The sequence below is a fragment of the Streptomyces sp. V3I8 genome, from assembly GCF_030817535.1.
In the GTDB taxonomy this organism is placed as follows: domain Bacteria; phylum Actinomycetota; class Actinomycetes; order Streptomycetales; family Streptomycetaceae; genus Streptomyces.
In genome coordinates, this window is the sequence record NZ_JAUSZL010000002.1 from 659,478 (window position 1) to 686,291 (window position 26,814).

The window sequence follows — 26,814 nt, forward strand, 5'->3', positions numbered from 1 at the left end:
CTTCGTGCTGCCCATCGACGCGGCGGCGCACAGCAGCCGCTGGCGCCACCGCCACCCCGTGGACAAGGCCGTGCTCGGGCTCGGTCTGACCGTGCTGGCGATCTCGCTCCCGCCCTGGCCCGGCGCCGCCCTGGTGCTGGTGACCGCCCTCGTCGTGCTGCTGGGCCCCGCCGCCGTACCCGGGCGCAGGCTCTGGCGCGCCTACCGGGTGCCGCTGGGGTTCTGCGTGACCGGGGCGCTGCCGCTGCTGTTCCAGGTCGGCGGTCCGGACGGGTTCGTGACCCTGGCCGGGGGCGGGCCGGTGCGCGCCGGCGAACTCCTGCTGCGCACCTCGGCGGCCTCCCTCGGGGTGCTGCTGTTCGCGTTCACCACTCCCCTGTCCGACCTGCTGCCCCGGCTGGTGAACGCCGGGGTGCCCGCGCCGGTCGTCGACGTCGCCCTGGTGACGTACCGGATGAGCTTTCTGCTCCTGGACTCGGTACGTCGGATCAGGGAGGCGCAGGCCGCGCGGCTCGGGCACACCACACGGGCCGCCTCCTGGCGCTCCCTGGCCGGGCTCGGCGCCACCGCTTTCGTGCGGGCCTTCGACCGGGCGACCCGGCTGCAGGCCGGGCTCGCCGGGCGCGGTTACGACGGCACCCTGCGCGTCCTGGTGCCGCCGGCGCGGATCTCCGCGCGCTTCACGTTCCTGAGCACGGCCCTGCTCGCGGGCCTGGCCGCACTCACCTTCGTACTGGAAAGGCCGCTGCGATGAGCGAGCCCGTGCTGGTCGCCCTGCGGGGCGCGTCCTACGCGTACGAGGACGGGCCGACCGTGCTCGACGGCCTGGACTTCGAGGTGCGCGCGGGGCGCGCGCTCGCCCTGCTCGGCCGCAACGGCAGCGGCAAGACCACACTGATGCGGCTGCTCAGCGGCGGACTGCGGCCGCGCGGCGGGCAGTTGACGGTCGAGGGCCGCCCGGTCCGCCACGACCGCAAGGGCCTGACCCTGCTGCGTACGACCGTCCAGTTGGTGGTGCAGGACCCCGACGACCAGCTCTTCGCCGCCTCGGTCGGCCAGGACGTGTCGTTCGGGCCGCTGAACCTCGGCCTGCCGGACGCCGAGGTACGGGCCCGGGTGGACGAGGCGCTCGCCGCCCTGGACATCACGGCCCTGGCCGACCGGCCCACCCATCTGCTCTCCTACGGGCAGCGCAAGCGGACCGCGATCGCGGGCGCCGTGGCGATGCGTCCCCGTGTCCTGATCCTCGACGAGCCCACCGCGGGGCTCGACCCGGACGGGCAGGAGCGGCTGCTCACGACCCTCGACGGGCTGCGCGGGAGCGGCACCACCGTGGTGATGGCGACCCACGACGTGGACCTGGCCCTGCGCTGGGCCGACGACGTGGCGCTCCTCACCCCGTCCGGAGCGGTCACCGGCCCCGCCGCCGCGACCCTGGCCCGCACGGACCTGCTGGCGGCGGCGGGGCTGCGGCTGCCGTGGGGCATCGCGGTGACGGAACTCCTGCGCGCGCGGGGCCTCTGGACCGGCACCTCCCCCGGCCCGCGCACCGCCGAGGAACTGGCCTCGATGACCGTGCGGCACTGCGCTCCCCCGGTGCCGGCCGACGGCTGACGCGTCAGTCGCCGGCCGGCATCACCTTGGTCACCCTGCCGCGGGCGTCCGCCTGCAGGTAGCCGCTCCTGCTGTACTCGTCGCCGAGGTAGGCGGCCATGTACGCGGGCCTGTCGAAGACGTCGTTGGGCGGGACGACGAGCAGATAGCGGCTCGTGGGGTCGTCCACGTTCAGTTTCTTCCCCGCCTCGGCGAAGAGGGCGGGGACCTTGTCCCAGTCGAAGCCGTCCAGGCTCATCGGCTGGGCCCCGCCGGCCAGCTGCCCCTTGACGATGCTCTCCTGCACGCCCCGGCCGACGTAGTAGGTGTACTGGTCGTAACTGGTCCTGCTGCCCTTGACCAGCACCTGGGCGGAAACGAAGTCGGGGTACACCGAGAAGCTGCCGTACCGGTCACGGCCCGTCTCCTTCTCCAGGGCCTCGATCGCGGTGCGGATGCCGTCCCCGGTCAACAGACCGGTGGTCCTGTCCCGTTCGGCCGGCCGGGGCGTGGTGCCTGGGCCGGTGCCGGTGCCGGCGGGGGAGGCCGACGAGGACGTCCTGTCCGAAGGATCCGCGGTCACCCCGGTCCCCGGATCCTTCGTGGAGGACGCGTCCGACCTCCACCCGTCGGGCAGCAGGGTCCACCCCAGCACGCCCACGAGCACCGTCCCCACGACGGACAGCGCGATCGTGGTCCGGCGCCGCCGTCCCGCCGGCCGTGCGGGGGACGGCGCGTCCGGCGCCGTCGGCCGCTGCGGGGGCGGGCCCGGGTCCGGCGGGGGCGGGAGCCGGTAGGACGTGGGTTCCGTACGGGACCCGGTCGCGGCCGCCAGCATCCGGTCCAGCGAGCCGGCGTCCGGACGGGCCGCCGGATCCTTCACCAGCACCCGCACCAGTACGTCCGTCAGCGGGCCGGCCCTGCGGGGCGGCGGCACGTCCTCGTACAGGACCGCCGCGAGGGTGGCCAGCGTCGTGCCGCGGCGCAGCGGGTGCTCGCCCTCGACGGCGGCGTACAGCATCATCGCGAGCGACCACAGGTCCGAGGCCGGTCCGCCGTCGTGGCCCGCGATGCGCTCGGGCGCCATGTAGTCGGGCGTGCCGATGATCGCGCCGGTGGCGGTGAGGGCCGTGGACTCCCGGATCGCCGCGATGCCGAAGTCCGTGAGCACGGGGCGGCCGTCGGGGCGCAGCAGTACGTTGGCGGGTTTGACGTCCCGGTGCTCGATGCCGGCCCCGTGCGCGGCGCGCAGTGCCGCGAGCACCTCCCGCCCGGTCCGCGCCGCCTGCGCGGGGTCCATCGGGCCGCGCTCCAGCCGGTCGGCGAGCGAGCCGCCGCCGACCAGTTCCATCACGATCCAGGGGTACGTCCCCTCACCGCCGTCGACGATGTGATGGATCGTCACGACATTGGGGTGGTCGATCCTGGCCAGCGCCCGGGCCTCACGCAGTACCCGTTCCCGCAGTGTCCGGGCGCCCGCCGGGTCGTACTCGGCGAGGTCGACGTCGGGCGGCCGCACCTCCTTGACGGCCACGTTCCGGTGCAGGGCGAGGTCCGTGGCACGCCAGACCGTGCCCATTCCGCCGCCGCCGAGCCGTGCCTCCAGCCGGAACCGTCCGTCGATGACCCGTCTGCCGGAGTCCGCCTCGCTCATGCGCGGGAGCATAGAGGACGGGTACGACAGCCGTCCCCGGGCGGGCGGTCCCTACCGCACGTCGGCGGCCGTCGACCTGCCGAGGTAGGTGAGGGGGCCGGGGTCGGGCACCGGGATCTCGTGGAAGCCGAGACGGTCGTAGAAGGCGCGCGCGGCGGTGTTGGCGCTGACCATGCCGAGGTGGACCGCCGGGACCGCGCGGTCGTGCAGGGCGGCCAGGAACGTGTCCGTCAACGCCCGCCCGAAGCCCCGCCGTTGCCATGGAGGCAGGAGGTCGATGTGCAGGTGGGCCGGGTACGCCGCCAGTTCCGGCAGCAGCATCCGCTCGGGGGTGTGCAGGAGTGCGACCATCTCCTCACCGGGGGTGCGGGGCGGCGCCGTGGGCGCGGGGTAGCGGCCGGCGACGCGCGGTATCCAGGTCTCGCGGAACTCCTTCACGAGCCGCGGGGTGTCCGCGGTACCGATGACGTACCCGACCGCCCTGCCCCGTCCGTCGTCCAGGACGAAGGCCAGTTCCGGTTCCAGATGGCAGTAGGGGGCGGCGAAGACGGAGGGCATCAACTCCTCGTCGGGGTAACGCCCGCGGGAGTCCCCTCCGTCGAGCGCGGTCAGCACGCAGACGGTGGCGACCGCGGCACGGTCTGCGAGTCGGTAGGGACGGATTCTCGGCTGCGGATCCATGACGAGCATCCTGACCGCTGTGGGAGCGCTCCCACAAGTGCTGTGAGCGGGTTCTTCGCCCCTCGGCCGACACCGGGGAGGAGAGGAACCGTTCACCTGATGGCGTCTCTTATCAGGTTTCCATGAAAGAAGAGATATTTTCCATCCATCTCGCACGGATGTTTCACGACATGGTTAAGATCCGGAGCCTTGCACGTTTCCGGAGGGGGAATTTCTCATGCGCAAGCACCCAGTCATAGCCGCGGCCGTCACCGCTGTCACCACCGGCGCGCTGGCCGTCGTCGCCGCCGCGCCCGCCCAGGCGGCCGAGTACCGGTCGGCGCTCAAGGTCCGCGGCGTCCAGTACGACGCACCGGGCAGCGACTCCAACAGCTGCGCCACCGGCAACACGGCCCAGGAGTACCTGACGATCAAGAACTACTCGTCCTCGGCCACCGTCAACCTGAAGAACTACCTCGTGAAGGACAGGACCGGCAATCAGTTCCTCTTCACCGCGAACCACTACCTCCAGCCCGGCGACTACGTGAAGCTGCGCGGCGGCCACGGCACCGACTCCGACAGCCGCAACGTCGTCTACCGCGACAACTGCAACTTCCTGTGGAACAACCCGGGCGACACGATCTACCTCTACAAGCCCTCCCGCAGCCGTTCCGACGTGCACGCCTACACCAAGAGCGGTTCGGACTCCGACGGCAACGGCTACATCCGCTTCCACAACTGACCCGACGGCGGGCGGGTCTCAGGCCCCGGTGCCCGTCACGGCGTCCCGTGCGCGATGTCCCGTGCCGCGATGTGGCCGAAGGTCATGGCCGGTCCGATCGTCGAGCCGGCGCCGGCGTAGCTGTGTCCCATGACAGCCGCGCTGGCGTTCCCGGCGGCGTACAGGCCGGGGATGACGGATCCGTCCGGGCGCAGCACACGCGCCCGGGCGTCCGTGCGCAGGCCGCCCTTGGTGCCCAGGTCGCCCGGGACGATCCTGAGGGCGTGGAAAGGGGCCAGCCACAGCGGTGCCAGGCAGGAGTTCGGCAGGACCGCCGGGTCGGTGTAGTAGTGGTCGTAGGCACTGTCGCCGCGGTGGAAGTCGGTGTCGGTGCCGCCGCGCGCCAGGGCGTTGAAGCGGTCGACGGTCGTGCGCAGGGCGGCCGCCGGCACACCGATCGACCGGGCGAGGGCGTCGAGCGTCCAGGCCTTGTGCGCGGCACCGGCCGCGTACCACGCGTCGGGGAACGCGAAGGTCGGGGCGATGTCCTTGAAGAGGTAGCGGTTGCGGTGGTTCTGGTCGAGGATCAGCCAGGCCGGGATGTGCGGGGCGCTCGCGTCCTTCTCGTACATGGTGTGCACGACATCGCTGTAGGGGGCCGCCTCGTTGACGAAGCGCGCTCCGGCCGCGTTGACCAGGAGCCCTCCGGGCAGGGTGCGTTCGGCGAGGCAGAAGTACGGCTCGCCGGGCAGCGGAACGGCCGGGCCCCACCAGGCGTCGTCCATCAGGTCGAGTGCGGCGCCGGCCTGTCGGCCCGCCCTGATTCCGTCACCCGTGTTCTCCTTGGCGCCGACCGTCCAGGCCGTGCCGATGGGCTGTCGCTGGTACTGGTCGCGCATGGCGGCGTTGTGCTCGAAGCCGCCCGATCCGACGATCACGCCGCGCCTCGCCCTGATCAGGCCGGGGGTGCCGTTCCTGGTCACGACGGCTCCGGTGGCGGCTCCGCCCTCCAGGTACAGCTCGGTGAGCGGGGTGTTCAGCCACACGGGCACCTGGGCCGCCAGCAGGCCGGCGCGCAGGCCTGCCGCCAGTGACTGCCCCATGGTGAGCGGCTTCTGGCCGAGAAGCGCCGCGCGGGTGCCACGGGCCAGGCACTCGGTGGCGACGGCGGCACCCCTGGCGCTGACCGCGGCGAGGGCGAGCCACTTGTAGTCGGCGCCGAAGACGACCATGCCGCTCGGAACCGCCAGGTACGGCGGGTTCAGGCGGGCGAGTTCGCCGCCGAGGATGTTCCCGTCGAGCTGGTCGGGTTCGACGGAGCGGCCGCCGGACAGGCCTCCCGGCAGTTCCGGGTAGTAGTCGCTGTAGCCCTCCATCCAGCGGAAGCGCAGCGGGCTGTTGGCCATGACGAAGGAGAGCATGGCCGGCCCGTGTCCGAGGAAGGCCTGTCTGCGGTCGGCGGAGACCTCGGGTCCGGCCACGGCGGCCAGATAGGCCGCGGCCTTCGCGGGTATGTCGGGCACGCCCGCGGCCAGGACGACCGGGTTGTTCGGGATCCAGATCCCGGCGCCCGAGCGCGCCGCCGAACCGCCGAAGGTGGCCGCCTTCTCCACGACGACGCAGCTCAGACCCTGTTTGGCGGCTGTCAGCGCGGCGGTCATCCCCGCCGCGCCCGACCCGATCACGACGACGTCGTACGTGCCGAGCGGGGGTAGGTCGGCCGCCCGGGCCGCACCCGCCGTCGCGGGGAGGCCGGCCGCGAGCGCGAGCCCCGTTCCGGTGGCCGCGCCGAGCATCCGGCGCCGCGACGGGCCGTCCGGAGCGGGCACGGTGGGCGCGGGCGGCGTGGGGGGCAGGGTGGGCGGTGGGGGTCGGCGGGGCGGGCGCTCGGTGCGTCTCGCGGGGTCCGCGTTCGTGGCCATGGCAGGGGCGCTCCAACCGGGCGGAGGAGGGGGAGAGCGTGCTGTGCCCCGGGACGGCCTCAGGTCCGGCCGTCCCGGTTCCGGTGCGGAGTCAGGAATGTGGCGCGGAAGCCCTGAAGAGTCAAGGGTCACGCCGCCCGTACCCCGTCGCTTACCCGATCCGTGCCATGCCCGCCGGGCCGTCACCCGTTCGGCCGTCTCCTGCCGGACCGTCACCGGTCACGAAGGTCACCGCGGGCGCGTACGTCTCAGACGCAGTTGCGGACGAGCCACTCGTCGTCGTACGCGCTCCGCGCCGGGTCCGGGGCGATGGCCTGCTTCTCCTCGACGGTGTCCGCGAGGCGGATCCGCTCCGGAAGCGCGCCGAACCGCGCGCGGCGTGCCGCCCCGGCAACATCCGAAACCTGCTCTTCTTGCGCCATCCCGGCCTCCTGTGTCTCGGACCCACGACTGCACGACGTCAGCTGCCGTACCGGTGGCGATCATCACAGAGCGCGCGTCACCGGTCAAGGGGGTGACGGAGGACCGGAACCGGCCGAGGGGCCCGGGGGGCGTGGCGATCGCCTCCGCCGAGGGGGAGGGGTGTCAGCCTTCGCGGCCGGGGAGCATGGCCAGGGCCTGGGACCGCTGGGCGACGAGGTCGTCGTAGGTGCCGTCGCGCTCGGCCCAGCGGTGCATGCGGACCCCCTTCACCAGGATTTCGCGGGGGGTGGGGTCCGCCGAGAGCAGCTGCATGACCTCGGTGGCGAAGTCGTCGAGCGGCAGCGCGTGCGGATTCACCTTTTCCTGGCCCGCTGTGGCGACGGCCGGCGGGACGAGTTCGACGACGCCGACGCCGGTGCCGTCGAGTTGCGCGCGCAGTGCCTCGGAGTAGGCGTGCACCGCGGCCTTCGAGGCGGCGTAGGTGGGCATGGGCGGGAAGGGCAGGAAGGCGATGCCGGAGGTGACGGTGACGAAGGTGCCGGCGCCCCGCCGGACGAGGTGCGGGGTGAAGGCGTCGATGACCCGGATGGTCCCCACCAGGTTGGTGTCGATCGTCGTTTGCGCCGCCTCGAAGTGCGCGGGGTCGCGCAGGTCCTCCAGGAGCATGACGCCGGGCATCGTCACGACGGTGTCCAGCTCCGGGTACCGGGCGAGCACGGCGTCACGGGCGGATGCGACAGAGGCACTGTCGGTGACGTCGACGGCGACCGTGCCGAAACCCTCTCCGGCGAGTTCCACGAGTGCCTCCGGGCTGCGGCCGCCGACGGCCACGGTGCTGCCCGCCGCGGCGAACCGGCGGGCCAGCTCCCGCCCGATACCCGAGGTTCCGCCGACGATGAGAACGGTGCGGTTGGAGAGATCCACCAGATCTTCCCTTCGGTCCAGGGCGCCGCCGGCGTTCAGGCCCGCGGCGCGTCGTACAAGGTGTTCCGTTGGTGTGCTCCGTCCTCGCGAACGGCGCTGTTCCAGTCTTGGCGGCATCCGCCGGGTGTGACAGTGCCCCCGTCCTCCCTGGCCCTGCCAGGGCCCCCTCCGCATCCCGCACACCGCATTACGGTGTCGGTATGAAGGACGACGAATCCGGCAACCGGCTCGGCAGTTACCTCCGCGCCCGGCGCGAGCTGGTCTCCCCCGGTCAGGCAGGGCTCCCGCCCGGCGGCAACCGCCGGGTGCCCGGTCTGCGCCGTGAGGAGGTCGCCCTGCTCGCCGGAATCAGCCCCGACTACTACCTGCGACTGGAACGCGGCCGCGACAAGAACCCCTCGCCCCAGGTCCTCGCGTCACTCGCGCGCGTCCTGCACCTCGACGACGTCGAGCGGACGTATCTGCTCGGCCTCACGGCGGCACATCCCAGGGCGCCGCGCCGCAAACGGCCCGAGCACGTGCCGGCACGGGTGCACCAGCTCCTCGCCCACCTTCCGATTCCCGCGTTCGTCGAAGGGCGCGCGTTCGACGTCCTGGCCTCCAACCCCATGGCCGTCGCGCTCTCCCCGCGCCTGCGGCCCGGCCACAACCGGCTGCGTTCCCTCTTCCTCGATCCCGAGGAACAGGCCTTCCAGCAGGACTGGGCGAAAGCCGCCGTCAGCTTCGTCGCCGCTCTTCGCACCACCATCGGGGACGACACCGACGACCCCCGGTTCGTCGAGCTCGTCGGAGAGCTCGCACTGGCCAGTCAGCGGTTCCGCACCCTGTGGGCCCGGCACGACGTCCGCAACCTCGACGGAGGCACCACCACCGTCCACCACCCCGTCGTCGGTGCACTGCGGCTCCACCGCGACAAACTCCCCGTGGACGACGTCATCCTCGTCGTCTACTACCCCGACAAGGACAGCGACAGCGACGAGAAGCTGCGTCTCCTTGCCTCGCTCTCCCGGAGCGGACCCACCGACACGACGGCACACGGCAGGCCGGCAGACGCCCCGCACCCGAAGGCGCCCTGAAGGACACCGGCCGCCGGGCGGGGGCAGCCGCGGGGACGGGGGTGGGAGCGTTCAGGGTGTGGCGGCCTCGCGTTCGTGGCGGGACAGGGGCGGGCCCGTGAGGGGCGGTTTCTTGCGGCCGAAGCAGACCAGGGCCAGCATGTCGGGCATGAGGAGCCGGGCAGGCGGCTTCTCCATGCTCATCACGTCCAGCAGGATGCGCAGGGCGCGAGGATTGCGCGAGCCGGCGTCGACCGCCCTGTCCACGAAGGCGGCGAGGGCCCTCTCGCGCCGGGTCGGGGGCTCGTCGGCGGCGCCCGGGTAGAACACGTCCTGGCCCACGGCCAGGTTCCAGGCGTTCTCGACCGGGCGCGCCGCCCCCCTCTGGATGCGCCGGGCCGTCCCGGGCGCGCGGAGGTCCCGCCGTTCCAGGACGCGGCGCAGCACGACCACGCTCTGCGCGGCGGCGCTCAGCCCGTGGCCGTACACCGGGTTGTAGCCGGCCACCGCCTCGCCGAGGACGGCGAACCCGTCGGGCCAGCGGGCCGCCCTCTCGTAGTAGCGCCGTCTGTTGGCCGTACTGCGGGTGGTGACGACATCCGTCAGGGGTTCGGCGCCGGCGAGGAGTTCCCCGATCACCGGGTGCGGCAGTCCGAGCGCGAAGGGCACGAACTCCGCGTTGTCGGCGCTCGGCCTGCCCTCCCGCGTTCCGGCCAGCGTGACGAGCCAGCGGCCGCCCTCGACGGGGGTGATGATGCCGCCCCTGCCGGGGTTCTGCCGCGGGTCGGCCTGCACGTTGACGATCGGGAAGCCGTCGGCGGTCGTCCCGGGGGCGCGGTAGATCCGGCTGGCGTAGCCGAAGCCGGCGTCGACCGTGCGCTCCGCCACCGGCGGGAGCCCCAGGTCCCGCAGCCAGGCGGGGGCGCGGCTGCCCCGTCCACTGGCGTCGATCACCAGGTCGGCCGGCAGGGTGCTGTCGGTGCCCGCCGACCGTACGCGCACCGCGCGGACCCGCCGGGCATCGCCCCGCAGGGACAGCAGTTCGGTCTCCTGGCGCAAGGTGATGCGGTCGTCCTCCAGCACCCTGGCGCGGATCACCGCGTCGAGCAGATCGCGGCTGCACATGAGGCTGACGTGCCGGGTGTGCGTGAAGCGCCGGAACCACTGCCCGGACGGCGCCTTGGACACCAGGTCGGCCATGACGGGTGTGCGGCGGGCGCCGCGGCGCACCAGCTGGTCGACGATGCCCGGCAGGAGCTCCTCCAGCGCCTTCACCCCGCCGGACCACAGGACGTGCGCGTGCCGGGCCTGCGGCAGGCCCTTGCGGGGCCTGGGTTCTTCGGGGAGGAGGTCCCGCTCGATGATGGTGACGTCCGCGTACCGCGCGAGCACCGATGCGGCGAGCATGCCCGTCATGCCTCCCCCGACGACGATCGCGCTGCGCCCGGTGGCGGAGTGGGTGTCAGGCATGGGTGTGGGCCCTCTCTGTTGACGGCCGGCGGCGCACGGCGCGGCACGCGGGTCGCGCGTGTGTCCGCGCTCGCCGGTCGGAGCGCGGGGGCCGGGATCCCCTTCGATCCGGCCCCATGGATCGAACCATGATCGAACCATGATCGATCCGGCGGGCCGACACGGACCCCGGACAGCCAACGGGAGTCTCGGGAAACCGAGTTGGGCGATGGCTCCCGCCGTCTCAGCCGTCCGGGGTCCGCTGCCGGGCCGCCCGCTGCCGAGCCTCGGCGACCAGGGGCGAGGAGGACAGGGCACGGGCGAGTGCCACCATCAGGTGCGGCTGCGCGACGGACCGCAACCGGCCCACGTCCGAGGGGCGTTCCGCGTCCGGGCCCGAGCGGACGCGCGTCCTGGCCACCGCAAGCATGGCCGCCTCGGCCACGATCTCCGCGTGGTCCAGCACCCGTCGCCCCCCGGGCGGGTGCGGATACGGGTCCGCGTGCGGGACGGCGGCGGAAGCGGGGGCGGCGGACGGGGCCACCTGTGCGCGCAGCTCCGAACAGGCGGTCCGGCCGACCTCGTTGTCGAGGTAGGGCGAGCACACCAGGACCCCGTCGAGGATCGCGATCTCCTGCTGGACCAGACGCACCACGGGAAGGTCCCACCAGTGCGTGTCGGCCACCGGGTCCCTGAGGTCCCGCATCTCCAGCCAGAGGGGCCGCAGGAGCCGGCAGCGCCGCCAGGCACGGAAGTTGGCCGCGGCCGAGGGGCCCACGCGCGGCAGCGCGAAGCCGGCGGCGACGGTGACGCCCGCGACCGCCACCAGGGGCGGCGAGACGCTCGTGGAGAGGAAGTCCCAGTCGTGGCCGTACCAACGGGCGCCGATGGCGAGGTACTTGGCGATCTGGTACGACAGGTCGAACAGCACGCCGACGACGATCAGGGCCAGTCCCGTGCGGGTGAGGTCGCGCACCTTCCGCAGCCAGTTCAGGCACATGCCCGCGAGCGCGGCGGTGGCCGCGGTGTGGGCGACCAGGTACAGGAGGATCATCTCGCGCATGTACGGCGTCCTGGCGTAGTACGTGTCCAGGTCACGGGTGCGCTCGACGGGCACGTCGGCCAGGCCGAAGAGGACGACGATGCCGACGATCACCAGCACGTAGACGCAGATCACCAGACCGGACGAGCGGGCGACCCGCTCGGGCTCCCCGCCCCGCCAGGCGATCATCAGGACGAGGTAGCAGGCGCTGAGCGCCGACATCCCCGAATAGACGAGCGGCGCCGAGAAGTTCGTGATCCCGGTGAGCCCGTTGACGACGCCGATGGTGGGCGGCGCCGACAGGATGCACACGACGGCGCCGATGAGCAGCACGGAGAAGCTCGCGGCCATCAGGGGGTCGCGCCAGTACCCCCGCATGCCCGACAGGTTGAAGACCGCGGTGGCGAGGAGGATCACGCCGGGGATGTAGAAGACGACGTCCATGGCTTCACCGGCCTTTCGGGAAGGGCGGGCCGGGTTCGGTTGCGGTGCCCAGGTGGTTCATGTGGGGGATTTCTCGCCGTCCTCGGCCGGTGCCGCCGTGGGGTGCGCACGGGCCGCCGCGACGATCGGGGACGTACGCAGCGCGGCCGACACGCCCACGGGGGCGGTGCGCACCGCGGTGATCCCGGCGTGGTCGGGGCGGACGCGGGCACCGACGGGCAGGCCCCGCCGGACGGCCCGGACGGCGGCGGCGACCATCGCCGCCTGCCCGATCCGCAGCGCCTCGTCGTCGGTGCGTCCGACGGCGGTCGCCTCGGCCTGCGCACGCGTACGGACCTCGGTGTCGAACCACGGCGCCACGAGGCTCAGCCCGTCCTGGATGCCCGCCTCCCGCTGGGTGAGCCGTACCTGGGGCGACGAGTACCAGGCGATGGGTCCGGCGAGCGGCGTACGCGGGGAGGCGCAGCCCAGTTCGCGCCACAGCGGGCCGAGTCTGCGGTAGGTCCTGGCCGCCCGCCAGTTCCAGACCACCCAGGGTCCCACCAGGGGCAGCAGGAATCCGACGGTGGCGCAGGGGGCGGACAGCGCGGAGAGGAGGGGCGCCAGGGTCGTACTGAGGGTCCCCCAGTCCTGGCCGGCCCAGCGTGCCGCCACCGCGGCCAGTTTGAGGCCGCTGAAGGTCAGGTTCAGCAGCCAGCCGACGACGAGGATCCACAGGCCGGCCCGCAGCCAGCCGCGGACCTGGAGCGCCCAGCGCCAGCACAGCACGGTCGTGACGAGCGCGGCGGTCATGTGGGCGACCAGGTACAGCACGATCATCTCGCGGATGAACGGGGTCGTCGCGTAGTAGGTGTCGAAGTCGGTGAGCCGGTCCACCGGGGCGTCACCGAGGGCGAAGAGGACGACCAGCAGGAGGATGACCAGGCCGTACCCGGCCTGCCAGCGCCGCGAGACGCGCCGTACGTGCTCGGGCGGGCCCCCTCTCCAGTGCACGATGAGCAGCAGGCAGGCGGCGCTGAAGGCGCTGATGATGCCGTACACCAGCAGGCTGGAGAAGTTGGCCGTGCCGGTGGCGTCGTTGACGGCGGTGATGGTGGGGGGTGCGGCGAAGAGGAAACCCGCCCCGCCGAGGGCGATCACGAGGCAGACGGACCGTACGAGCGGGTCGCGCCAGTCCTTGACCAGGCCCGGCAGCTTGACGGCCAGGCCGATCAGCATGGCGACGGCCGGTATGTAGTAGTCCGAGGAGTCCACGGCTCAGCCCTGTGGCCTGCGCTGTCCCAGCGACGCACCGATGCGGCCGGCGATCCGGCCCCGGTCCACGGCCGTGCTGTCGGCCTCCCCCTCCAGCCAGACGCGGAAGCGGGTGACCGCCAGCAGGCCGAACCGCTCGGCGTCCGCCTCCTCCCGCCGGTCGAACTCGGTACGGGCGGCCACCTTGCGGGCCGGCTCCTGCAGTTCGGGCAGTTCGGCGCCGGTCGAGAGCATCCGGGCCGCCACCGCCTTGCCCACCACATGGTTGCCGCAGTCGCCCCTGAGCATGTGCCAGACCTCGTGGAAGAAGATCGCCAGCTGGTGCAGGGGCGTGGCCCGCTTGTCCACCACGATGAGGTCGTAGGCGGGGAGGTCGAGCCACAGTCCGCTGGCGGTCTGCTGCGGGAACTCCTCCTTGACGAGCCGGACCTCCCGGCCCCGCAGCTCGCCGACGACCGTGATGAGCGCGGCGAAGAGCAGGTCGGGGTCCGTCGGCACGGGCAGACTGATCCCGTCGACCAGCTGACCGATCAGGTTCCGCATCTCTCTGGCTCTGCCTGTGCGCACCGCTCTCCCCGTGAACCTCAGCACGGGCACCGTCGTACGGCGTCCGCCGAATCCTCGATACTGACCACCGGCACGGGCTCCAGCGCGCCCAACTCGGTAGGCAAATATGTCAAACAAGAGCCGTGTCGGCCACACCGGACGGCAAGAAGTGCGCCGCGCGGGAGAAGTTGAGACACCGGATTGTCTTGATCCGGCCGTTCGCCGGGCGAACCGGGAAGGGCGGCCGGTCCTGCGTGCGCAGGTCCGGCCGCCCTCCCCGTGGTGCGGATCGCCCGGCTAGCTCGACCTGCTGGAGATGCGGCGCAGGAGGACGAAGCCTCCGAGCACCAGCAGCGCGCCGGCCGCGGCCGGCCACAGCTGCGTACCCGTCTCCGCGAGTCCGCCCGTGACGGCCTGCGGTTCGGTCACTCCGCCGGCCTCCTCGGGCTCGGGTCCGGGCAGGGCCGTGTCGGAGCCCGAACCGCCCGTCGAACCGGCCGCGTCGCTCTGGACCGCCGACGGGGAGGTGGCCGCCTTGGGCTCGTTGTCCTTGCCCGCGCCGTTGTCGCCCGCGTTCCCGTTGCCCGCGTTCCCGTTGTCGGCGTTCCCGTTGTCCGCGTCGCCCTGGTCCGCGTCGCCCTGGTCCGCGTCGTCCGCGGGCGGGGCGCTGCTCTCGGAGGGCTCCGGCGCGTTGTCGCCGCCGTTGTCCGCCGGGTCCTCGTCCTGGCCGCCGTCACCGGGCTGGTCGTCGCCGCCCGGCTGCTCGGTCCCGGGCTCGTCGCCGCCCGGCTGCTCGTTGCCGTCCGTCGGGTCCGGGGAGGGCGCCGGCGGGTCGGTCGGCTCCTCGCCACCGCCACCGTTGCCGCCGCCGTTGCCGCCGCCGTCGTCGGCGCCGTCGCACTTACGGCCCTCGTTGATGCAGTCCACCATCTCGCTCATCAGCGCCTCGTCGAAGACGTTGATGAAGTCACCGTGATCGGTGACCGGCTTGTGGAGCTGCTCGGGGAAGGAGTCGACCGCGAAGAGCGGCTTGGTCCTGCCCCCGTCGGCGACGCTGGGCGCGTCGACGTCGTAGACGATGCGCTGGACCAGCTGCGGAATGGCCTTGAAGTCGTTCGCGCAGTTGCCGTCGGCGCCGGCGAAGGCCACGTGGGTGCGGTGGTTGGCACTGTCGATGTTCCGGCCGTCCCAGCAGCTCTGGAACCTGAAGGTGCGCACCACGTCACTGCCCTGGGGACAGAGGGGGTACTTGTCCTTCAGCTGCCGGTCCTCGAAGCCCGTGCAGCTCCACGAGGCGTTGGCGTTGGCGGGGCCGTTGACGAACGCCTTGGCGTCGCCGGTGATGATGCGCAGCAGCTTCGGCATGGCCGTGACGTCGCCGCTCGGGCTGCCCTCGAACGACATCGTGGCCGCCTTGGGCCTGACGATCTCGCCGGCGTTGCCCTCGATGCCGCCGCCGGGAGACGCCGCGTCCTTCTCCTCGGTGCCGTTCTGCAGCCGCAGCACGGGCCAGAAGTACGAGGACTTGTCGCCCTCGTCCTCGCAGGACGTCTCGGCGTTCGCCAGGTCCTCGTCGCTCGCGAAGGCGTCGTTGGACTGGTTGCCGACGTAGTCGTGGAAGTGGTGGGCGCCGTTGGTGACACCGGGAGCCACGATCACGTTGTCGGAGTTGAACAGGCCGTTCTCGTTCACACCGCACTTGGTGACGAAGGAGCCCGTGGAGGCGTCGCTCTGGGCGGCCGGCTTCGACACGTTGGGCTGGACGGTGGAGATGTCCACGAAGTCCGCCGCCACGGGGCCGTTCCCGGCCTGGCCGCCGTTGCCGGGAGGCTGCTCGCCCTGCCCCTGCTCGCCGCCCTGGTCCTGCTCGCCGCCCTGGTCCTGACCGTCGCCCTGGTCCTGGCCGTCCTGGCCTGCGCCGTCACCGGCGTCGTCGCCCTGGCCGTCGCCGGTCTGCTCGCCGGTCTCCGCGCCGTCCTGCCCGGTCCCCGGCTCGTCCTGGTTGCCGGAGGCACGCAGGATGCAGGGCGCGAAGGCGTCCAGCCCCTCCGGGCGGTCCCCCGCGGCGTCGACGGCCGCCACGATGCGCTCGATCGTCGCCGCTCGCTTGTCCTTGAGCGGATTCATGATCGAGTTCTGGGCGAAGCCGCCGTCCTGCTTGATCGCGTCCGCGGAACCCTGCAGCCGCTGGTAGGCCTCGGCGATCTGCTTGTCCAGGAGGGCGAGTTCCTTGTCGACCTCCGCCTTGGCCCCCTCCGGCACCGCCGCCAGCTCACTGCCGACGTCCGGGCAGTCGATCGTGGCGGCACCCGAGGCAAGGACCTGGCCGGCCTGTTCCGAGGTGCTCTCGGAGGCCGTGGCGTAGACGTTCGCCGCTACGATCCCGCCTCCTCCCAGCATCAGTGCGACCGCCCCGATGGTCGCGCGTCGTGCGCCTGTTGGGCGTCTGCGCGTGTTGCGTCCCAAGGATCTACTCCTACGCTTCGTTGCCGACCGGCATGGCAATCCCCCGCCTCATACGGAGATGAAGCTCCGAGTGTTCAGAGACATCTCGGATTCATAGAAACCTCTCACGAACCAGACGTTTGCGAGAACCGTGTCCGGGCAGTCACGTTTTCCTGCGGTCTGATGGGGGAAGGGCGTTCCGTCAGTGCCGACGCGTCGGCCACACGGCCACGCGGTCGTGGGAAAGCCCGGCCCCGGAGAGCGACTTGGCCGACGCGGGCCGACGCGTACCGGTGCGTACCGGTGCGCACCGAGCGTCCGGTGGCCGCAGACCGGGTCGCCGCCCGGCCCGACGACCACCTCGTCCGCGCCGGTCCCCGTACCCCCGCGGGCGAAGGCGGGCCGGTAGCGGTCCGGAGTCCGTAGGAAGGTCTCCACTCACGCGTCCCCCACGAAGGGCACGGACGCACCCCCTTCCGTCATGCGCCCGGACCACACGGACGGCGGAGCGCGATCCGGCCCGGCGGGCGCCCGGACGGTCGCGGGGAACCGCGCGGTTTTTCCGGGGGCCGGGGAACGACGCGGCCCGGCAGGGCCGTGCCCGCGGCACCGCCCCACGGGGTGCCTCTCGCCTCCGGGCCCCCGGCAGTGTAGACATGGGCATATGGTCCGACTCTCGGGTCGATCCTGGGCCCGGTCGACCTCCCGCCCCGGCGGCCTCCGCGCGCGTGCCCGCTCCCCGCAGGACGCACCCCGGCGCGGACCCGCGTGGGTGCGCTCGGTCCTGACCGGCCGCAGCGTCGCAGGCCAGGTCTTCCTGCTGCAGGTGGCGATCGTGCTGCTGCTGGTCGTGGCCGCGGCGGTGGCGCTGGTCCTGCAGGTACGCCACGACAGCACGACGGAGGCGCGCAACCGCTCCCTGGCCGTCGCCGAGACGTTCGCCAGCGCCCCGGGCACCCGCGAGGCGCTGACCGCCCCCGATCCCACCGCGGTGCTCCAGCCGCGCGCCGAGGCGGCCCGTGTGCGGTCCGAGGTGGACTTCGTCGTCGTCATGAACACCGACGGCGTGCGCTACACCCATCCCAAGCCGGACCGGATCGGCAAGAAGTTCGTCGGGACGCTCGCTCCGGCGCTGGCCGGCAAGTCCTTCACCGAGGAGATCACCGGGACCATCGGGCCCCTGGTGCAGGCCGTGGTGCCCGTCAAGGCGGACGACGGCACGGTCGTGGGCCTGGTGTCGGCGGGCATCACGACGGAGAACGTGGGAGGTGTCGGGGACCGGCAGCTGCCGCTGCTCCTGACCGCCGCGGCCTTCGCGCTCGTCGTGGCCCTGGCGGGCACAGCGCTGGTGAGCGGGCGGCTGCTGCGCCAGACCCATGGCCTGGGACCGTTCGAGATGACCCGGATGTACGAGCACCACGACGCGGTGCTGCACGCCGTCCGGGAGGGCGTGCTCATCGTCGGCGGCGAGGGGCGCCTGCTGCTCGCCAACGACGAGGCGCACCGCCTGCTGGACCTGCCCGACAACGCCGAGGGGCGCCACGTCCTCGAACTCGGCCTGGACACCGACACCGCCGGTCTGCTGGCCTCGGGGCGCGTCGCCACGGACGAGGTGCACCTCGTCGGGGACCGGCTGCTGGCGATCAACCAGCGCCCCACGGACCTCGAGGGCGGCCCGGCCGGCAGCGTCGCGACCCTGCGCGACTCGACCGAGCTGCGCGCGCTGTCCGGCCGGGCCGAGGTGGCCCGCGAGCATCTCAAGCTCCTGTACGACGCCGGGGTGGGCATCGGTACGACCCTGGACGTGACCCGGACCGTCCAGGAGCTGGCGGAGGTGGCCGTACCGCGCTTCGCCGACTTCGCCACGGTGGATCTGGCCGAGGCCGTGCTGAGCGGGGAGGAGCCGGACGCGGGCACCTCGCTGCGCCGTACGGCGTTCAGCGGGATCCGCCGGGACGCTCCGCTGTATCCGGTGGGCGAGAGGATCGGATTCATCGCCTCCACGCCGCAGGCCCGCAGCCTCGGCACCGGTGAGGCCGTGATGGCGCCCGATCTCAGGAAGGCACACGGCTGGCTCGCCCAGGACCCCGAGCGCACCGCGCGCATCGTGGACTACGGCATCCACTCGCTGATCACGGTCCCGCTGCGGGCCGGGCACCTGGTGATGGGCGTGGCGAACTTCTGGCGTTCCGCGCAGGCCGAGCCGTTCGACGAGGAGGAACTGGCCCTCGCGGAGGAACTGGTCGCCCGGGCCGCGGTCTCCATCGACAACGCCCGCCGCTACACCCGCGAGCACACCATGGCCGTGACCCTGCAGCGCAGTCTGCTCCCCCGCAGCCTGCCCGAGCAGAGCGCCCTGGACATCGCCTACCGCTACCTCCCCGCCCAGGCGGGCGTGGGCGGGGACTGGTTCGACGTGCTGCCGCTGTCCGGCGCCCGGGTCGCCCTGGTCGTGGGCGACGTCGTGGGCCACGGGCTGCACGCGGCGGCCACGATGGGACGGCTGCGGACGGCGGTCCACAACTTCTCCGCGCTGGACCTGCCGCCCGACGAGCTGCTGGGTCTCCTCGACGAGCTGGTCGGCCGGATCGACCAGGACGAGGCGGCCGACGAGAGCAGCGCCGCCGTCACGGGCGCCACCTGTCTGTACGCCGTCTACGACCCGATCTCCCGGCAGTGCACCGTCGCCCGGGCCGGCCACCCGCCGCCCGCGGTGATCCGCCCGGACGGCGGTGTCGAGTTCCCGGAGGTGCCGGCCGGGCCGCCGCTCGGTCTCGGCGGTCTGCCCTTCGAGACGGCCGAACTCACCCTGGAGGAGGGCAGCAGACTGGTCCTCTACACGGACGGGCTCGTCGAGGACCGGGAACGGGACATCGACGCCGGCCTCGAACTCCTGCGTACCGCCCTCACCGGGGCCGACCGGTCGCCGGAGGAGACCTGCCGGATCGTCCTCGAGGACCTGCTGCCGTCCAAGCCGGGCGACGACATCGCGCTGATCGTCGCGGGCACCCGGGCGCTCGACCCCGACCGCGTCGCCGAGTGGCAGGTGCCGTCCGACCCGGCGTCCGTCGGCGAGGTGCGCGCCTCGGTCACCCGGCAGCTGACCGAGTGGGGCCTGGAGGACATGGAGTTCACGACGGAGCTGATCCTCAGCGAGCTGGTCACCAACGCGATCCGGTACGGGAACGGCCCCATCCGGGTCCGCGTGCTGTTCGACCTCAGCCTGATCTGCGAGGTCTTCGACGGCAGCAGCACCTCGCCCCACCTGCGGTACGCGGCGACGACGGACGAGGGCGGGCGGGGTCTGTTCCTGGTCGCCCAGCTCACCGAGCGGTGGGGCACCCGCTACACCCCCGCCGGCAAGGTCATCTGGGCCGAACAGCCACTGCCCTGAACCGTCAGTCCTCGCCCCGCACGATGTTCCCCTCCGGCTGCGCGGCGGAGCGGCGCGCGTCCCTGTCGGCCGTGGCCGGGAGGCAGATGCGTACGCCGCCGACGCGGCGCCGGCGGGCCTGCGCCCAGCCGGTCTCGGGGCGGCGGGTGGTGTCCTGGATGCTGCCGTACGCGGTCACGACTCTCACATTCCTTCCGCGCCCGGGCCCCGCACGGGGCCGGGGCTGCGTCATGTTGCTGCCGTAGGTCGGATGACCGCTACCGGGTCCCCCGCGGCGGCGGCCGGAAACCCGCTCCGGGGCACCGGGGAGCGCTCAGGAACCCTCCGCGGGGGTGTCCGCGGCCGGCGCGTCGACACCGGGCACGGCGCGCCGTTCGAGCGGCTTGGTCGCGGGGCCCTGGAGAATCGCGCCGTCCGGGTCGAACCGGGAACCGTGGCAGGGGCACTCCCAGGCGCGCTCCGCGCGGTTGAAGGCGACCAGGCAGCCCATGTGCGTACAGCGGGCCGAGACGGCGTGGAGCTTTCCGTCGTCGTCGCGGTAGGCGGCGCAGCGGTGGCCGTCGATGCGGACGAGCGCGCCGTCCCCCGGGGCGAGGTCGTCCACCGAGTGCGACGTGGGCGGCAGCCGGTCGCCGACGAAGTGCTTGGCGACCACGGCCTGGTGCTTGAGGAAGGCCGGTGCCTCACGTACGGCCGTCCGCACCCGCCGGGGATCGTACAGTCCGGCCCACGGCGGGCTCTGCCCGGTGATCAGGTCCGACAGGAGGCGGCCTGCCATGATGCCGCCGCTCATGCCCCAGCCGCCGAAGCCGGTCGCGACGTAGGTGTGGTGGCTGCCCGCGTGGAACGGCCCGACCAGCGGCACGGAGTCGGTGGAACTGTTGTCCTGCGTCGCCCAGCGGTGGGTGAAGTCGAGCGGCCCGAAGTGTTCCGTGGCCCAGCCGGCGAGCCGCCCGAACCGTTCCTCGGTGTCGGCCGTCCCCGGCAGGAAGCTCTCCCCGGTGATGATGAGCAGCCGCTGCCCGTCCGCGTACGGAGCGGTACGCACCGAGCGTTTGCCCTGCTCCGGGGTGATGTACATGCCCAGCGGAGCCCGGTCGGCCGCCACGGGGGCGGTGAGGACGAGTTCGCGGTGCGGGGAGAGGCGGGTGAACAGCAGGGCCCGGTCGAAGATCGGGTAGTGCGTGGCGACCACGACGTCCGTGGCGGTCACGGTCGGTCCCGCCTCGGTCGTGAGGCGGCACGGCTCGCCCTCCTTCAGACCGACGACCCTGGTGTGCTCGTACATCCGGGTGCCGTGCCGCAGCAGGTCCTCGGTGAGCGCCAGCAGGTACTTGCGCGGATGGAACTGGGCCTGTTCCGCGACCCGGACGGCGCCGGTGACGGGGAACGGCAGGTCCGTCTCCGTCACGTACCGCGCGGACAGTCCGGCCTCGCGGGCGGCGTCCGCCTCGGCCTCCAGCTCCCCGGTCCTCTTGGGGTCCAGGGTGTAGGTGTAGGACTCGGTGTCCTCCCAGTCGCACTCGATGCCCAGTTCGGCCACGAGCGCCGCCGCGTGGCGGATCGCGTCGGACTGGGAGCGCCCGTACAGCTTCGCGGCCTCGGCCCCCCGGGTGCGCCGCAGCTGCTCGTAGACCAGCGTGTGCTGGGCGCTCAGCTTGGCCGTGGTGTGCCCCGTGACACCCGTGGCGATCCGGTCGGCCTCCAGCACGGCCACGCTGCGACCGGCACGGGCCAGCTCCCGGGCGGCGCTGAGCCCGGCGATGCCGGCGCCGATCACGGCGACGTCCACCGTGATGTCGGCCGCCAGTGGCGCGTGCAGGTTCCCCGGGGGGGCCGTCTCGATCCAGTACGACGTCTGCTCGTCGGTGTTACCAGTCATGGGCGCCGAGTTCCCCCTGCCCGCCGACCGAATCGGGCGCGGGACCACCTGCGGAAAGTGCCGCCGCCGGGCCCGCGGGACACGGGCCCGGCAGGTTGCGTCGCCGCTACGGCAGGGGCGTACCGCCGGTGGCGTTGACGATGTCCGCGGTGATGAAGCTCGCCCGCTGGGAGGCCAGGAAGACATAGGCGGGTGCCATCTCGGCGGGCTGGGCGGGCCGGCCCATCGGCGACTGCTTGCCGAACTCGGAGGTGTCCGGCATGGTCGCCGGGATCAGTGGCGTCCAGACGGGCCCGGGAGCGACCGCGTTGACCCGGATGCCGTCCCCGGCGACCATCTGCGCCAGCCCCTGGGTGAACGTCACGATCGCGCCCTTGGTCATGGCGTAGTCGAGGAGGTGCGGGCTGGGCTGGTACGCCTGCACGGAGGTGGTGTTGATGATCGAGCCGCCCGCGGGCATGTGCGGCAGCGCCATCTTGCTCAGCCAGAACATGCCGTAGAGGTTGGTGCGCATCACCCGGTCGAACTGCTCCGTCGTGATGGCCGCGATGCCGTCGGGCTGCGACATCTGGTACGCGGCGTTGTTGACCAGGACGTCGATGCGTCCGAACTCCGCGACCGCGCGTTCGACGAGCCGGCGGCACTGCTCCTCCTCACGGATGTCGCAGGGCACGGCGACCGCCTTGCGGCCCGCCTCCTCGACGAGCCGTGCGGTCTCACGGGCCTCGTCGGCCTCCTCGGGCAGGTGCGTGAAGAGGACGTCCGCGCCCTCCCGCGCGAAGGCGACCGCGACGGCCCGGCCGATTCCGGAGTCCCCTCCGGTCAGGACCGTCTTCCTGTCCGTGAGCTGACCGCTGCCCTCGTACGACTCCTCGCCGTGGTCCGGCGGCGGGTCCATCGGGCCGGTCCAGCCGGGGTGCTGCTGCTCCTGCTGCGGGAAGTCGGGCCGGGCGTGCTGTTCGACGGGGTTGCGCTGCTCGGAGTCCTTCATGGGGTGTGCCTCTCTGGCCGGGTCCGCTCTGTACCACCCCTGCCAGTCCCCCGTACGGATGGACCCACACATGGCCGCCGGACGGGCCGTCCGCGGCCACGGCGTCACCGGTCGGCCGCCCCGGGACCCTGCTCGTGGACGGCGGCCTGCTGCTGTCCCCGCGGTACCGCGTCGTGCTGGGCGAGGACCGCCAGCAGGCCCGAGACGCTCAGGCCCGCGTCGGCCGGGTGGCGCAGGATCGTCCCCGGCTGGATGCGGTACTCGTTGCTGCGCCCCTGCCTCGTGTGGGTGAGGTAGCCGTCCTGCTCCAGGTCGGAAATGATCTTCTGGACGGCGCGCTCGGTCAGGCGGCAGCGCGCCGCGATGTCCCGGATACGGGTGTTCTGGTCCTCGGCGATCGCCGCCAGCACCCGGGCGTGGTTGGTGAGGAACGTCCAGCCGTTGTGTGTCTCAGGTACTTCACCCATGGACCACAGCATACGAGCTGACGTTCGCGTAAAACAAAGGGTGAAACAGTTTTCGTGTATCCCTTGACGTGTGAAATCCTGGAGCCGAACCTGGAGGGGACAGTGACGGTGGATGCCCGGGGAGCGGCGGCCATGTCGGAACCAGTACTTTCAGCCCGGCCTGCGGGCCGGAACGCCACCTCCCGCACGGCGTCGCCCGGCCCCGCACGGGAGCGTCCGCCGACGCGGCTGCGGATCAGGACACGCCCCGACGGTGAACGGACGACCGTCGTGGCGGCCGGCGACATCGACATGGACACCCGCGAGGAACTGCGGAAGCTGCTGGGCACGGCCCTCGACGCCTCGGGCCACGGCATCGACCTCGACCTGAGCGGCATCGGCTTCTGCGACTGTTCCGGGCTCAACGTCCTGCTGCTCGCCCACCGGCTCGCGGCGGCCAACGGCAGGACGGTCGTCATCCGGTCCGCGAGCCCCGCCGTCGAGCGGCTGCTCACCCTCACGGGAACGGCGCCGCTGTTCGCACCGGCGGACGGCGGAGGGACCGGCACCGCGCACGGCACCACGGAAGAGAGCCCGTCGTCCCACGACGCCACGGACACCGTCGACGGCGCCGATGTCCGTGACCCGGCCGGCCCCGTCGTCGCCGAGCGGGAACTACGTGTCGAGGTCGTCCAGTTGAAGCGCGCCATGCGGACCCGGCCGGTCATCGACCTGGCCCGCGGAGTCCTCATGGCGACCTTCGGGCTGAGCCCCGAGGACGCGTGGAGCGTCCTCGTCACGGTCTCCCAGAACGCCAACGTCAAGCTGCACCACCTCGCCGAGGACATGGTGGCCACCGTCCGGGGCGAGCCGCTGCCCGAGTCCCTGCGGCGGCACCTGTCCGCGGCCGTGGCCCAGCTCGCCGCGGACCGGACGGACCGGGCGGGCCGGTCGCACCAGGAGGCGGAACCCTGAACCGGGGAACGGGCCGGCCGCTGTGTGCCCCGGACGCGGGGGCCGGCTCACACGGGCTTGAGCCGCTTGCGCAGCAGACAGAACTCGTTGCCCTCCGGGTCGAGCAGGACGTACCAGCTCTCGGCGCCGGTCTGGCCGATGTCGGCGCGCCGGGCGCCGAGCGCGAGCAGCCGTTCCAGCTCGGCGTCCTGATCGCGGTCGGTGGCGTTGACGTCGATGTGCAGCCGGAGCTTCTTCGGCCGGGGATCACCGGTCGGGCTGAGGACGAGAGTGGGCTGCGGGCCGCCGAACCCGGCGTCGGGCGGGCCGATCTCGATGCTTCCGTCCTCCTCCCGGTCCAGCTCGACGTAGCCCAGGACGTCGCTCCAGAAGGCGGCCAGCCGTTCGGGGTCCACGGCGTCGATGACCAGTTCACTGATACGGCATGCCATGCCCGTCACCCTACGGGACGGCCTGCCGCCCGGCCCTCGGATCTCCGCCCGGAAGACGCCCCGCACCTCGTCCACGGCCAGGTCACGACCGGTGCCGGACAGCCGCTCCGGAGGGCGGCGCGGTCGTGCCCCGTACCTCGAGGACGGGCGTGCCGAGGACGGTCCGGGCGGGACGGGCGGGGTCGGCGATCCGGTCGAGCAGGCACTGCGCGGCGCGGCGGCCCACCTCGTGGCCCGCGCCGTCGACGGTGGTGAACCAGAGGTGGCGCAGCCGGGCGAGGTAGGTGTTGTCGTAGCCGACGAGCGAGAGGTCCCGGGGGACCCGGAGGCCGAGTTCCTCCGCTGCGGAGAGTGCGCCGACGCAGGCGATGTCGTTGAAGGCGAAGACGGCGGTGGGCCGCTCGGGAGCGCTGAGCAGGCGGACCGTGGCGCGGTAGCCGCCCTCCTCGGTGAGGTCGCCCTGCTCCACGACGGCGGTGCCGGTCAGTCCGTGTTCGCGCATGACGGTCTCGAAGCCGCGGCGGCGCAGTTCGCCGACCGTCCCCAGGCCGGCGATGTGGGCGATGCGCCGGTGACCGAGGCCGACGAGGTGCTCCGTGGCGAGCCGGGCGCCGTGCTCGTCGTCGTTGGCGACGATGTCCGCCCGGGGCAGCACCGGCTCGCGGGCGCCCGCGACGACGGTCGGCAGCCGGGCGGCCGCCGACCGCAGCATCTGCGGACCGGGCAGCGTCCCGACCGCGACGAGGCCGTCGACCCGCAGGTCCGTGAACAGGCGGGTGAGGTCCTCGCCGAGCCGCCGGTTCAGGTGACCGTCGGCCAGCAGCATGTGCAGGCCGCGGGCGTCGAGCAGCGAGTTGAGGCCGTCCAGCAGCTCGACGAACCACGGGTTGCGCAGGTCGTTCAGGAGCACCCCGACCAGCGGCCTGCCTCCCGAACGGGCGTGGTCCAGGGCCTGGGGGGCGCGGCGCTCACTGAGGCTGCGCGCGGCGGCGTTGGGCCGGTAGCCGAGCTCCTCGACGGCGGCCAGGACGGCCCGCCGCTTCTCGGGACGTACCCGGTCGGAGCCGCGCAGCACGAGTGAGACCAGGGATTTCGACACTCCGGCCCGTTCGGCGACATCGCGGATCGTCGGTGGCCTCATGAGTTGGACCGTTCCACAGGGCCTGGCGGGAAGTCAAAGGGTTGACACCTGCGGTGACGAACTCCAGTGTGATCCGGAACGGCTCTGGACCGATCCAAAACCGGCCCGAAACCGAGCCGGAGCCAGGACCAGAGCCAGACACAGAGCCAAGGCCAGGACCAGAGCCAGGGCCAGGGCCAGACCGCAAGCGATCCGGAACCGATCCGAAGAGGGACAGTCATGGGGAGTACGTTCGGCGTCGCCGTCGTGGGGTTCGGCTGGATGGGACGGGTGCACGCCCAGGCGTACACGCGCGTGCCGCACCACTTCCCCGGACTGCCCCTGCGGCCCGAACTGGTCGCCGTCGCCGACGAGGTGCCGGGCCGCGCCGAGGAGGCCGCCGCGCAGTACGGGTTCGCGACGGCGGTCCGGGACTGGCGTGAGATCGCCGCCGATCCCCGGGTCCGGGCCGTCAGCGTGGCCGCCCCGAACTTCCTGCACCGCGAGATCGGCGTCGCCATGGCCGAGGCGGGCAAGCACCTCTGGATCGAGAAGCCGGTCGGCCTCTGCGCCGAGGACGCGCGGGCCGTCGCGAGCGCCGTGGCCGGAGCGGGCGTCCAGGGCACGGTCGGCTTCAACTACCGCAACGCGCCCGCCGTCGCCGCCGCCCGCGAGCTGATCGCCGCCGGTGAGATCGGCACCGTCACCCATGTCCGCATCCGTCTCTTCAGCGATTACGCCGCCCACCCCGAAGGCGCCCTGACCTGGCGGTACGAGCGCGAGCGCGGCGGCAGCGGAGTGCTCGGCGACCTCGCCTCGCACGGTGTGGACCTGGCCCGGTTCCTGCTCGGTGAGATCGCGTCGCTGACCGCCGACACGGCCGTCTTCGTCCCTCGGCGGGCCCGGCCCACCGGCGCGACCGCGGGCCACACCCGCGCCACGGGCGGCGAATCGGGCCCCGTGGAGAACGACGACTACGTGTCCTGTCTGCTGCGCTTCACCTCCGGTGCCCGGGGCGTCCTGGAGGCCTGCCGGGTCTCGGTCGGCGAGCAGAACAACTACGGCTTCGAGATCCACGGCACGAAGGGCGCGGTCTTCTGGGATTTCCGTCGTATGGGTGAACTGGGCGTCAGCCGCGGCACGTCGTTCCAGGACCAGCCGGTGAGCACCCTGTACGTCGGACCGGGGCACGGCGAGTACGCGGCCTTCCAGCCCGGCGCGGCCAACAGCATGGGCTACGACGACCTGAAGGTCGTCGAGGCGTACAACTTCCTGCGCTCCGTCGCGGAGGGCACACCGTACGGGGCCACCCTGGAGGACGCGGTGCACAGTGCGGAGGCGCTGGACGCGATGGTCCGCTCCGCCGAGCAGGGTACCTGGACGAGTCCGGCCGGATGACCTTGGCATAACCGGGCGGTACGTGCCACCATGCGCCGCGGGCCG

General features: G+C 72.7%; 23 protein-coding genes. 7 read left to right on the forward strand and 16 right to left on the reverse strand.

The annotated features are described in order from the left end of the window. Positions 1-4: 4 nt before the first annotated feature. Entirely contained in the window at positions 5-754 is a 750-nt protein-coding gene (gene cbiQ, locus QFZ75_RS03205) for a cobalt ECF transporter T component CbiQ (RefSeq protein ID WP_307533719.1), read from the forward strand. Further along, on the forward strand, positions 751-1,614 hold the full coding sequence (locus QFZ75_RS03210) for an energy-coupling factor ABC transporter ATP-binding protein (protein ID WP_307533720.1): 864 nt from the start codon (positions 751-753) through the stop codon (positions 1,612-1,614). The genes cbiQ and QFZ75_RS03210 overlap by 4 nt, the downstream gene beginning before the upstream one ends. Positions 1,615-1,618: 4 nt before the next feature. Here QFZ75_RS03210 and QFZ75_RS03215 read toward each other — a convergent pair whose 3' ends face one another. Both QFZ75_RS03215 and QFZ75_RS03220 read right to left on the reverse strand, forming a co-directional pair. After that, complete coding sequence (locus QFZ75_RS03215) at positions 1,619-3,247, reverse strand: serine/threonine-protein kinase (protein WP_307533722.1); 1,629 nt, start codon at positions 3,245-3,247, stop codon at positions 1,619-1,621. A 51-nt stretch (positions 3,248-3,298) separates the two neighbouring features. Beyond that, positions 3,299-3,928: a GNAT family N-acetyltransferase gene (locus QFZ75_RS03220; protein ID WP_307533723.1), complete on the reverse strand. Its 630-nt coding sequence runs from the start codon at positions 3,926-3,928 to the stop codon at positions 3,299-3,301. 217 nt (positions 3,929-4,145) lie between these two features. Here QFZ75_RS03220 and QFZ75_RS03225 point away from each other — a divergent pair, with 217 nt between their 5' ends. Next, on the forward strand, positions 4,146-4,649 hold the full coding sequence (locus QFZ75_RS03225; RefSeq protein ID WP_307533724.1) for a lamin tail domain-containing protein: 504 nt from the start codon (positions 4,146-4,148) through the stop codon (positions 4,647-4,649). A gap of 35 nt (positions 4,650-4,684) precedes the next feature. On the opposite strand, the gene kstD is transcribed toward QFZ75_RS03225, so the two are convergent. The 3 genes from kstD to QFZ75_RS03240 form a co-directional block, all read right to left on the reverse strand. Then, entirely contained in the window at positions 4,685-6,424 is a 1,740-nt protein-coding gene (kstD, locus tag QFZ75_RS03230; protein WP_307544197.1) for a 3-oxosteroid 1-dehydrogenase, read from the reverse strand. A gap of 374 nt (positions 6,425-6,798) precedes the next feature. Beyond that, positions 6,799-6,972 (reverse strand): hypothetical protein, encoded by a 174-nt coding sequence (locus tag QFZ75_RS03235; RefSeq protein WP_307533725.1) that lies wholly within the window; start codon positions 6,970-6,972, stop codon positions 6,799-6,801. Positions 6,973-7,135: 163 nt separating this feature from the next. Beyond that, positions 7,136-7,897, reverse strand: coding sequence for an SDR family oxidoreductase (locus QFZ75_RS03240; RefSeq protein ID WP_307533726.1), 762 nt, complete (start codon positions 7,895-7,897; stop codon positions 7,136-7,138). Between the two features lie 200 nt (positions 7,898-8,097). Between QFZ75_RS03240 and QFZ75_RS03245 the strand changes: the two genes are divergently transcribed. Further along, complete coding sequence (locus tag QFZ75_RS03245; protein WP_307533727.1) at positions 8,098-8,973, forward strand: helix-turn-helix domain-containing protein; 876 nt, start codon at positions 8,098-8,100, stop codon at positions 8,971-8,973. Between the two features lie 51 nt (positions 8,974-9,024). Here QFZ75_RS03245 and QFZ75_RS03250 read toward each other — a convergent pair whose 3' ends face one another. The 5 genes from QFZ75_RS03250 to QFZ75_RS03270 form a co-directional block, all read right to left on the reverse strand. Continuing rightward, positions 9,025-10,422, reverse strand: coding sequence for an NAD(P)/FAD-dependent oxidoreductase (locus QFZ75_RS03250; RefSeq protein ID WP_307533728.1), 1,398 nt, complete (start codon positions 10,420-10,422; stop codon positions 9,025-9,027). A gap of 223 nt (positions 10,423-10,645) precedes the next feature. Continuing rightward, the gene (locus QFZ75_RS03255; protein WP_307533729.1) at positions 10,646-11,887 is read right to left on the reverse strand and encodes a hypothetical protein; all 1,242 of its coding nucleotides are present in this window, start codon (positions 11,885-11,887) and stop codon (positions 10,646-10,648) included. Between the two features lie 57 nt (positions 11,888-11,944). Further along, positions 11,945-13,141, reverse strand: coding sequence for an MAB_1171c family putative transporter (locus QFZ75_RS03260; protein ID WP_307533730.1), 1,197 nt, complete (start codon positions 13,139-13,141; stop codon positions 11,945-11,947). 3 nt (positions 13,142-13,144) lie between these two features. Continuing rightward, on the reverse strand, positions 13,145-13,684 hold the full coding sequence (locus tag QFZ75_RS03265) for a toxin-antitoxin system, toxin component (RefSeq protein ID WP_307533731.1): 540 nt from the start codon (positions 13,682-13,684) through the stop codon (positions 13,145-13,147). Positions 13,685-13,984: 300 nt separating this feature from the next. Then, the gene (locus QFZ75_RS03270; protein WP_373466021.1) at positions 13,985-16,087 is read right to left on the reverse strand and encodes a DUF1996 domain-containing protein; all 2,103 of its coding nucleotides are present in this window, start codon (positions 16,085-16,087) and stop codon (positions 13,985-13,987) included. A 709-nt stretch (positions 16,088-16,796) separates the two neighbouring features. Here QFZ75_RS03270 and QFZ75_RS03275 point away from each other — a divergent pair. Next, positions 16,797-19,526 (forward strand): SpoIIE family protein phosphatase, encoded by a 2,730-nt coding sequence (locus tag QFZ75_RS03275; RefSeq protein WP_307533733.1) that lies wholly within the window; start codon positions 16,797-16,799, stop codon positions 19,524-19,526. 4 nt (positions 19,527-19,530) lie between these two features. Here QFZ75_RS03275 and QFZ75_RS03280 read toward each other — a convergent pair whose 3' ends face one another. From QFZ75_RS03280 to QFZ75_RS03295, 4 genes are all read right to left on the reverse strand, one after another. Next, positions 19,531-19,704: a hypothetical protein gene (locus QFZ75_RS03280; protein WP_307533734.1), complete on the reverse strand. Its 174-nt coding sequence runs from the start codon at positions 19,702-19,704 to the stop codon at positions 19,531-19,533. Positions 19,705-19,839: 135 nt separating this feature from the next. Then, positions 19,840-21,408: an FAD-dependent oxidoreductase gene (locus QFZ75_RS03285; protein WP_307533735.1), complete on the reverse strand. Its 1,569-nt coding sequence runs from the start codon at positions 21,406-21,408 to the stop codon at positions 19,840-19,842. Positions 21,409-21,514: 106 nt separating this feature from the next. After that, positions 21,515-22,399 (reverse strand): SDR family oxidoreductase, encoded by an 885-nt coding sequence (locus QFZ75_RS03290; RefSeq protein ID WP_307533736.1) that lies wholly within the window; start codon positions 22,397-22,399, stop codon positions 21,515-21,517. 104 nt (positions 22,400-22,503) lie between these two features. Next, a complete protein-coding gene (locus tag QFZ75_RS03295) occupies positions 22,504-22,866 on the reverse strand; it encodes a winged helix-turn-helix domain-containing protein (RefSeq protein ID WP_307533737.1) in 363 nt (120 codons plus the stop codon). 132 nt (positions 22,867-22,998) lie between these two features. On the opposite strand from QFZ75_RS03295, the gene QFZ75_RS03300 reads away from it, so the two are divergent. Next, positions 22,999-23,820, forward strand: a complete 822-nt coding sequence (locus QFZ75_RS03300; RefSeq protein WP_307533738.1) for an anti-sigma factor antagonist — start codon at positions 22,999-23,001, stop codon at positions 23,818-23,820. A gap of 47 nt (positions 23,821-23,867) precedes the next feature. Here the strand turns inward: QFZ75_RS03300 and QFZ75_RS03305 are convergent, their stop codons facing one another. Together QFZ75_RS03305 and QFZ75_RS03310 are read right to left on the reverse strand one after the other, a co-directional pair. Beyond that, on the reverse strand, positions 23,868-24,251 hold the full coding sequence (locus QFZ75_RS03305) for a VOC family protein (protein WP_307533739.1): 384 nt from the start codon (positions 24,249-24,251) through the stop codon (positions 23,868-23,870). 82 nt (positions 24,252-24,333) lie between these two features. After that, entirely contained in the window at positions 24,334-25,392 is a 1,059-nt protein-coding gene (locus QFZ75_RS03310) for a LacI family DNA-binding transcriptional regulator (RefSeq protein ID WP_307533740.1), read from the reverse strand. Between the two features lie 219 nt (positions 25,393-25,611). On the opposite strand from QFZ75_RS03310, the gene QFZ75_RS03315 reads away from it, so the two are divergent. Further along, positions 25,612-26,769 carry a Gfo/Idh/MocA family protein gene (locus QFZ75_RS03315; RefSeq protein ID WP_307533741.1) on the forward strand — a complete coding sequence of 386 codons (1,158 nt, stop codon included), beginning with the start codon at positions 25,612-25,614 and terminating at the stop codon, positions 26,767-26,769. The last annotated feature ends 45 nt before the right edge of the window (positions 26,770-26,814 follow it).

What these genes read in the sequence shown, in the direction of transcription:
- QFZ75_RS03210 (WP_307533720.1), top strand. Translation starts at nt 751, where the DNA reads ATGAGCGAGCCCGTGCTGGTCGCCCTGCGGGGCGCGTCCTACGCGTAC.
- QFZ75_RS03215 (WP_307533722.1), bottom strand. Translation starts at nt 3,247, where the DNA reads ATGAGCGAGGCGGACTCCGGCAGACGGGTCATCGACGGACGGTTCCGG.
- QFZ75_RS03220 (WP_307533723.1), bottom strand. Translation starts at nt 3,928, where the DNA reads ATGGATCCGCAGCCGAGAATCCGTCCCTACCGACTCGCAGACCGTGCC.
- QFZ75_RS03225 (WP_307533724.1), top strand. Translation starts at nt 4,146, where the DNA reads ATGCGCAAGCACCCAGTCATAGCCGCGGCCGTCACCGCTGTCACCACC.
- kstD (WP_307544197.1), bottom strand. Translation starts at nt 6,424, where the DNA reads ATGCTCGGCGCGGCCACCGGAACGGGGCTCGCGCTCGCGGCCGGCCTC.
- QFZ75_RS03235 (WP_307533725.1), bottom strand. Translation starts at nt 6,972, where the DNA reads ATGGCGCAAGAAGAGCAGGTTTCGGATGTTGCCGGGGCGGCACGCCGC.
- QFZ75_RS03245 (WP_307533727.1), top strand. Translation starts at nt 8,098, where the DNA reads ATGAAGGACGACGAATCCGGCAACCGGCTCGGCAGTTACCTCCGCGCC.
- QFZ75_RS03250 (WP_307533728.1), bottom strand. Translation starts at nt 10,422, where the DNA reads ATGCCTGACACCCACTCCGCCACCGGGCGCAGCGCGATCGTCGTCGGG.
- QFZ75_RS03255 (WP_307533729.1), bottom strand. Translation starts at nt 11,887, where the DNA reads ATGGACGTCGTCTTCTACATCCCCGGCGTGATCCTCCTCGCCACCGCG.
- QFZ75_RS03265 (WP_307533731.1), bottom strand. Translation starts at nt 13,684, where the DNA reads ATGCGGAACCTGATCGGTCAGCTGGTCGACGGGATCAGTCTGCCCGTG.
- QFZ75_RS03270 (WP_373466021.1), bottom strand. Translation starts at nt 16,087, where the DNA reads ATGCTGGGAGGAGGCGGGATCGTAGCGGCGAACGTCTACGCCACGGCC.
- QFZ75_RS03275 (WP_307533733.1), top strand. Translation starts at nt 16,797, where the DNA reads ATGGTCCGACTCTCGGGTCGATCCTGGGCCCGGTCGACCTCCCGCCCC.
- QFZ75_RS03285 (WP_307533735.1), bottom strand. Translation starts at nt 21,408, where the DNA reads ATGACTGGTAACACCGACGAGCAGACGTCGTACTGGATCGAGACGGCC.
- QFZ75_RS03290 (WP_307533736.1), bottom strand. Translation starts at nt 22,399, where the DNA reads ATGAAGGACTCCGAGCAGCGCAACCCCGTCGAACAGCACGCCCGGCCC.
- QFZ75_RS03295 (WP_307533737.1), bottom strand. Translation starts at nt 22,866, where the DNA reads ATGGGTGAAGTACCTGAGACACACAACGGCTGGACGTTCCTCACCAAC.
- QFZ75_RS03300 (WP_307533738.1), top strand. Translation starts at nt 22,999, where the DNA reads ATGTCGGAACCAGTACTTTCAGCCCGGCCTGCGGGCCGGAACGCCACC.
- QFZ75_RS03305 (WP_307533739.1), bottom strand. Translation starts at nt 24,251, where the DNA reads ATGGCATGCCGTATCAGTGAACTGGTCATCGACGCCGTGGACCCCGAA.
- QFZ75_RS03310 (WP_307533740.1), bottom strand. Translation starts at nt 25,392, where the DNA reads ATGAGGCCACCGACGATCCGCGATGTCGCCGAACGGGCCGGAGTGTCG.
- QFZ75_RS03315 (WP_307533741.1), top strand. Translation starts at nt 25,612, where the DNA reads ATGGGGAGTACGTTCGGCGTCGCCGTCGTGGGGTTCGGCTGGATGGGA.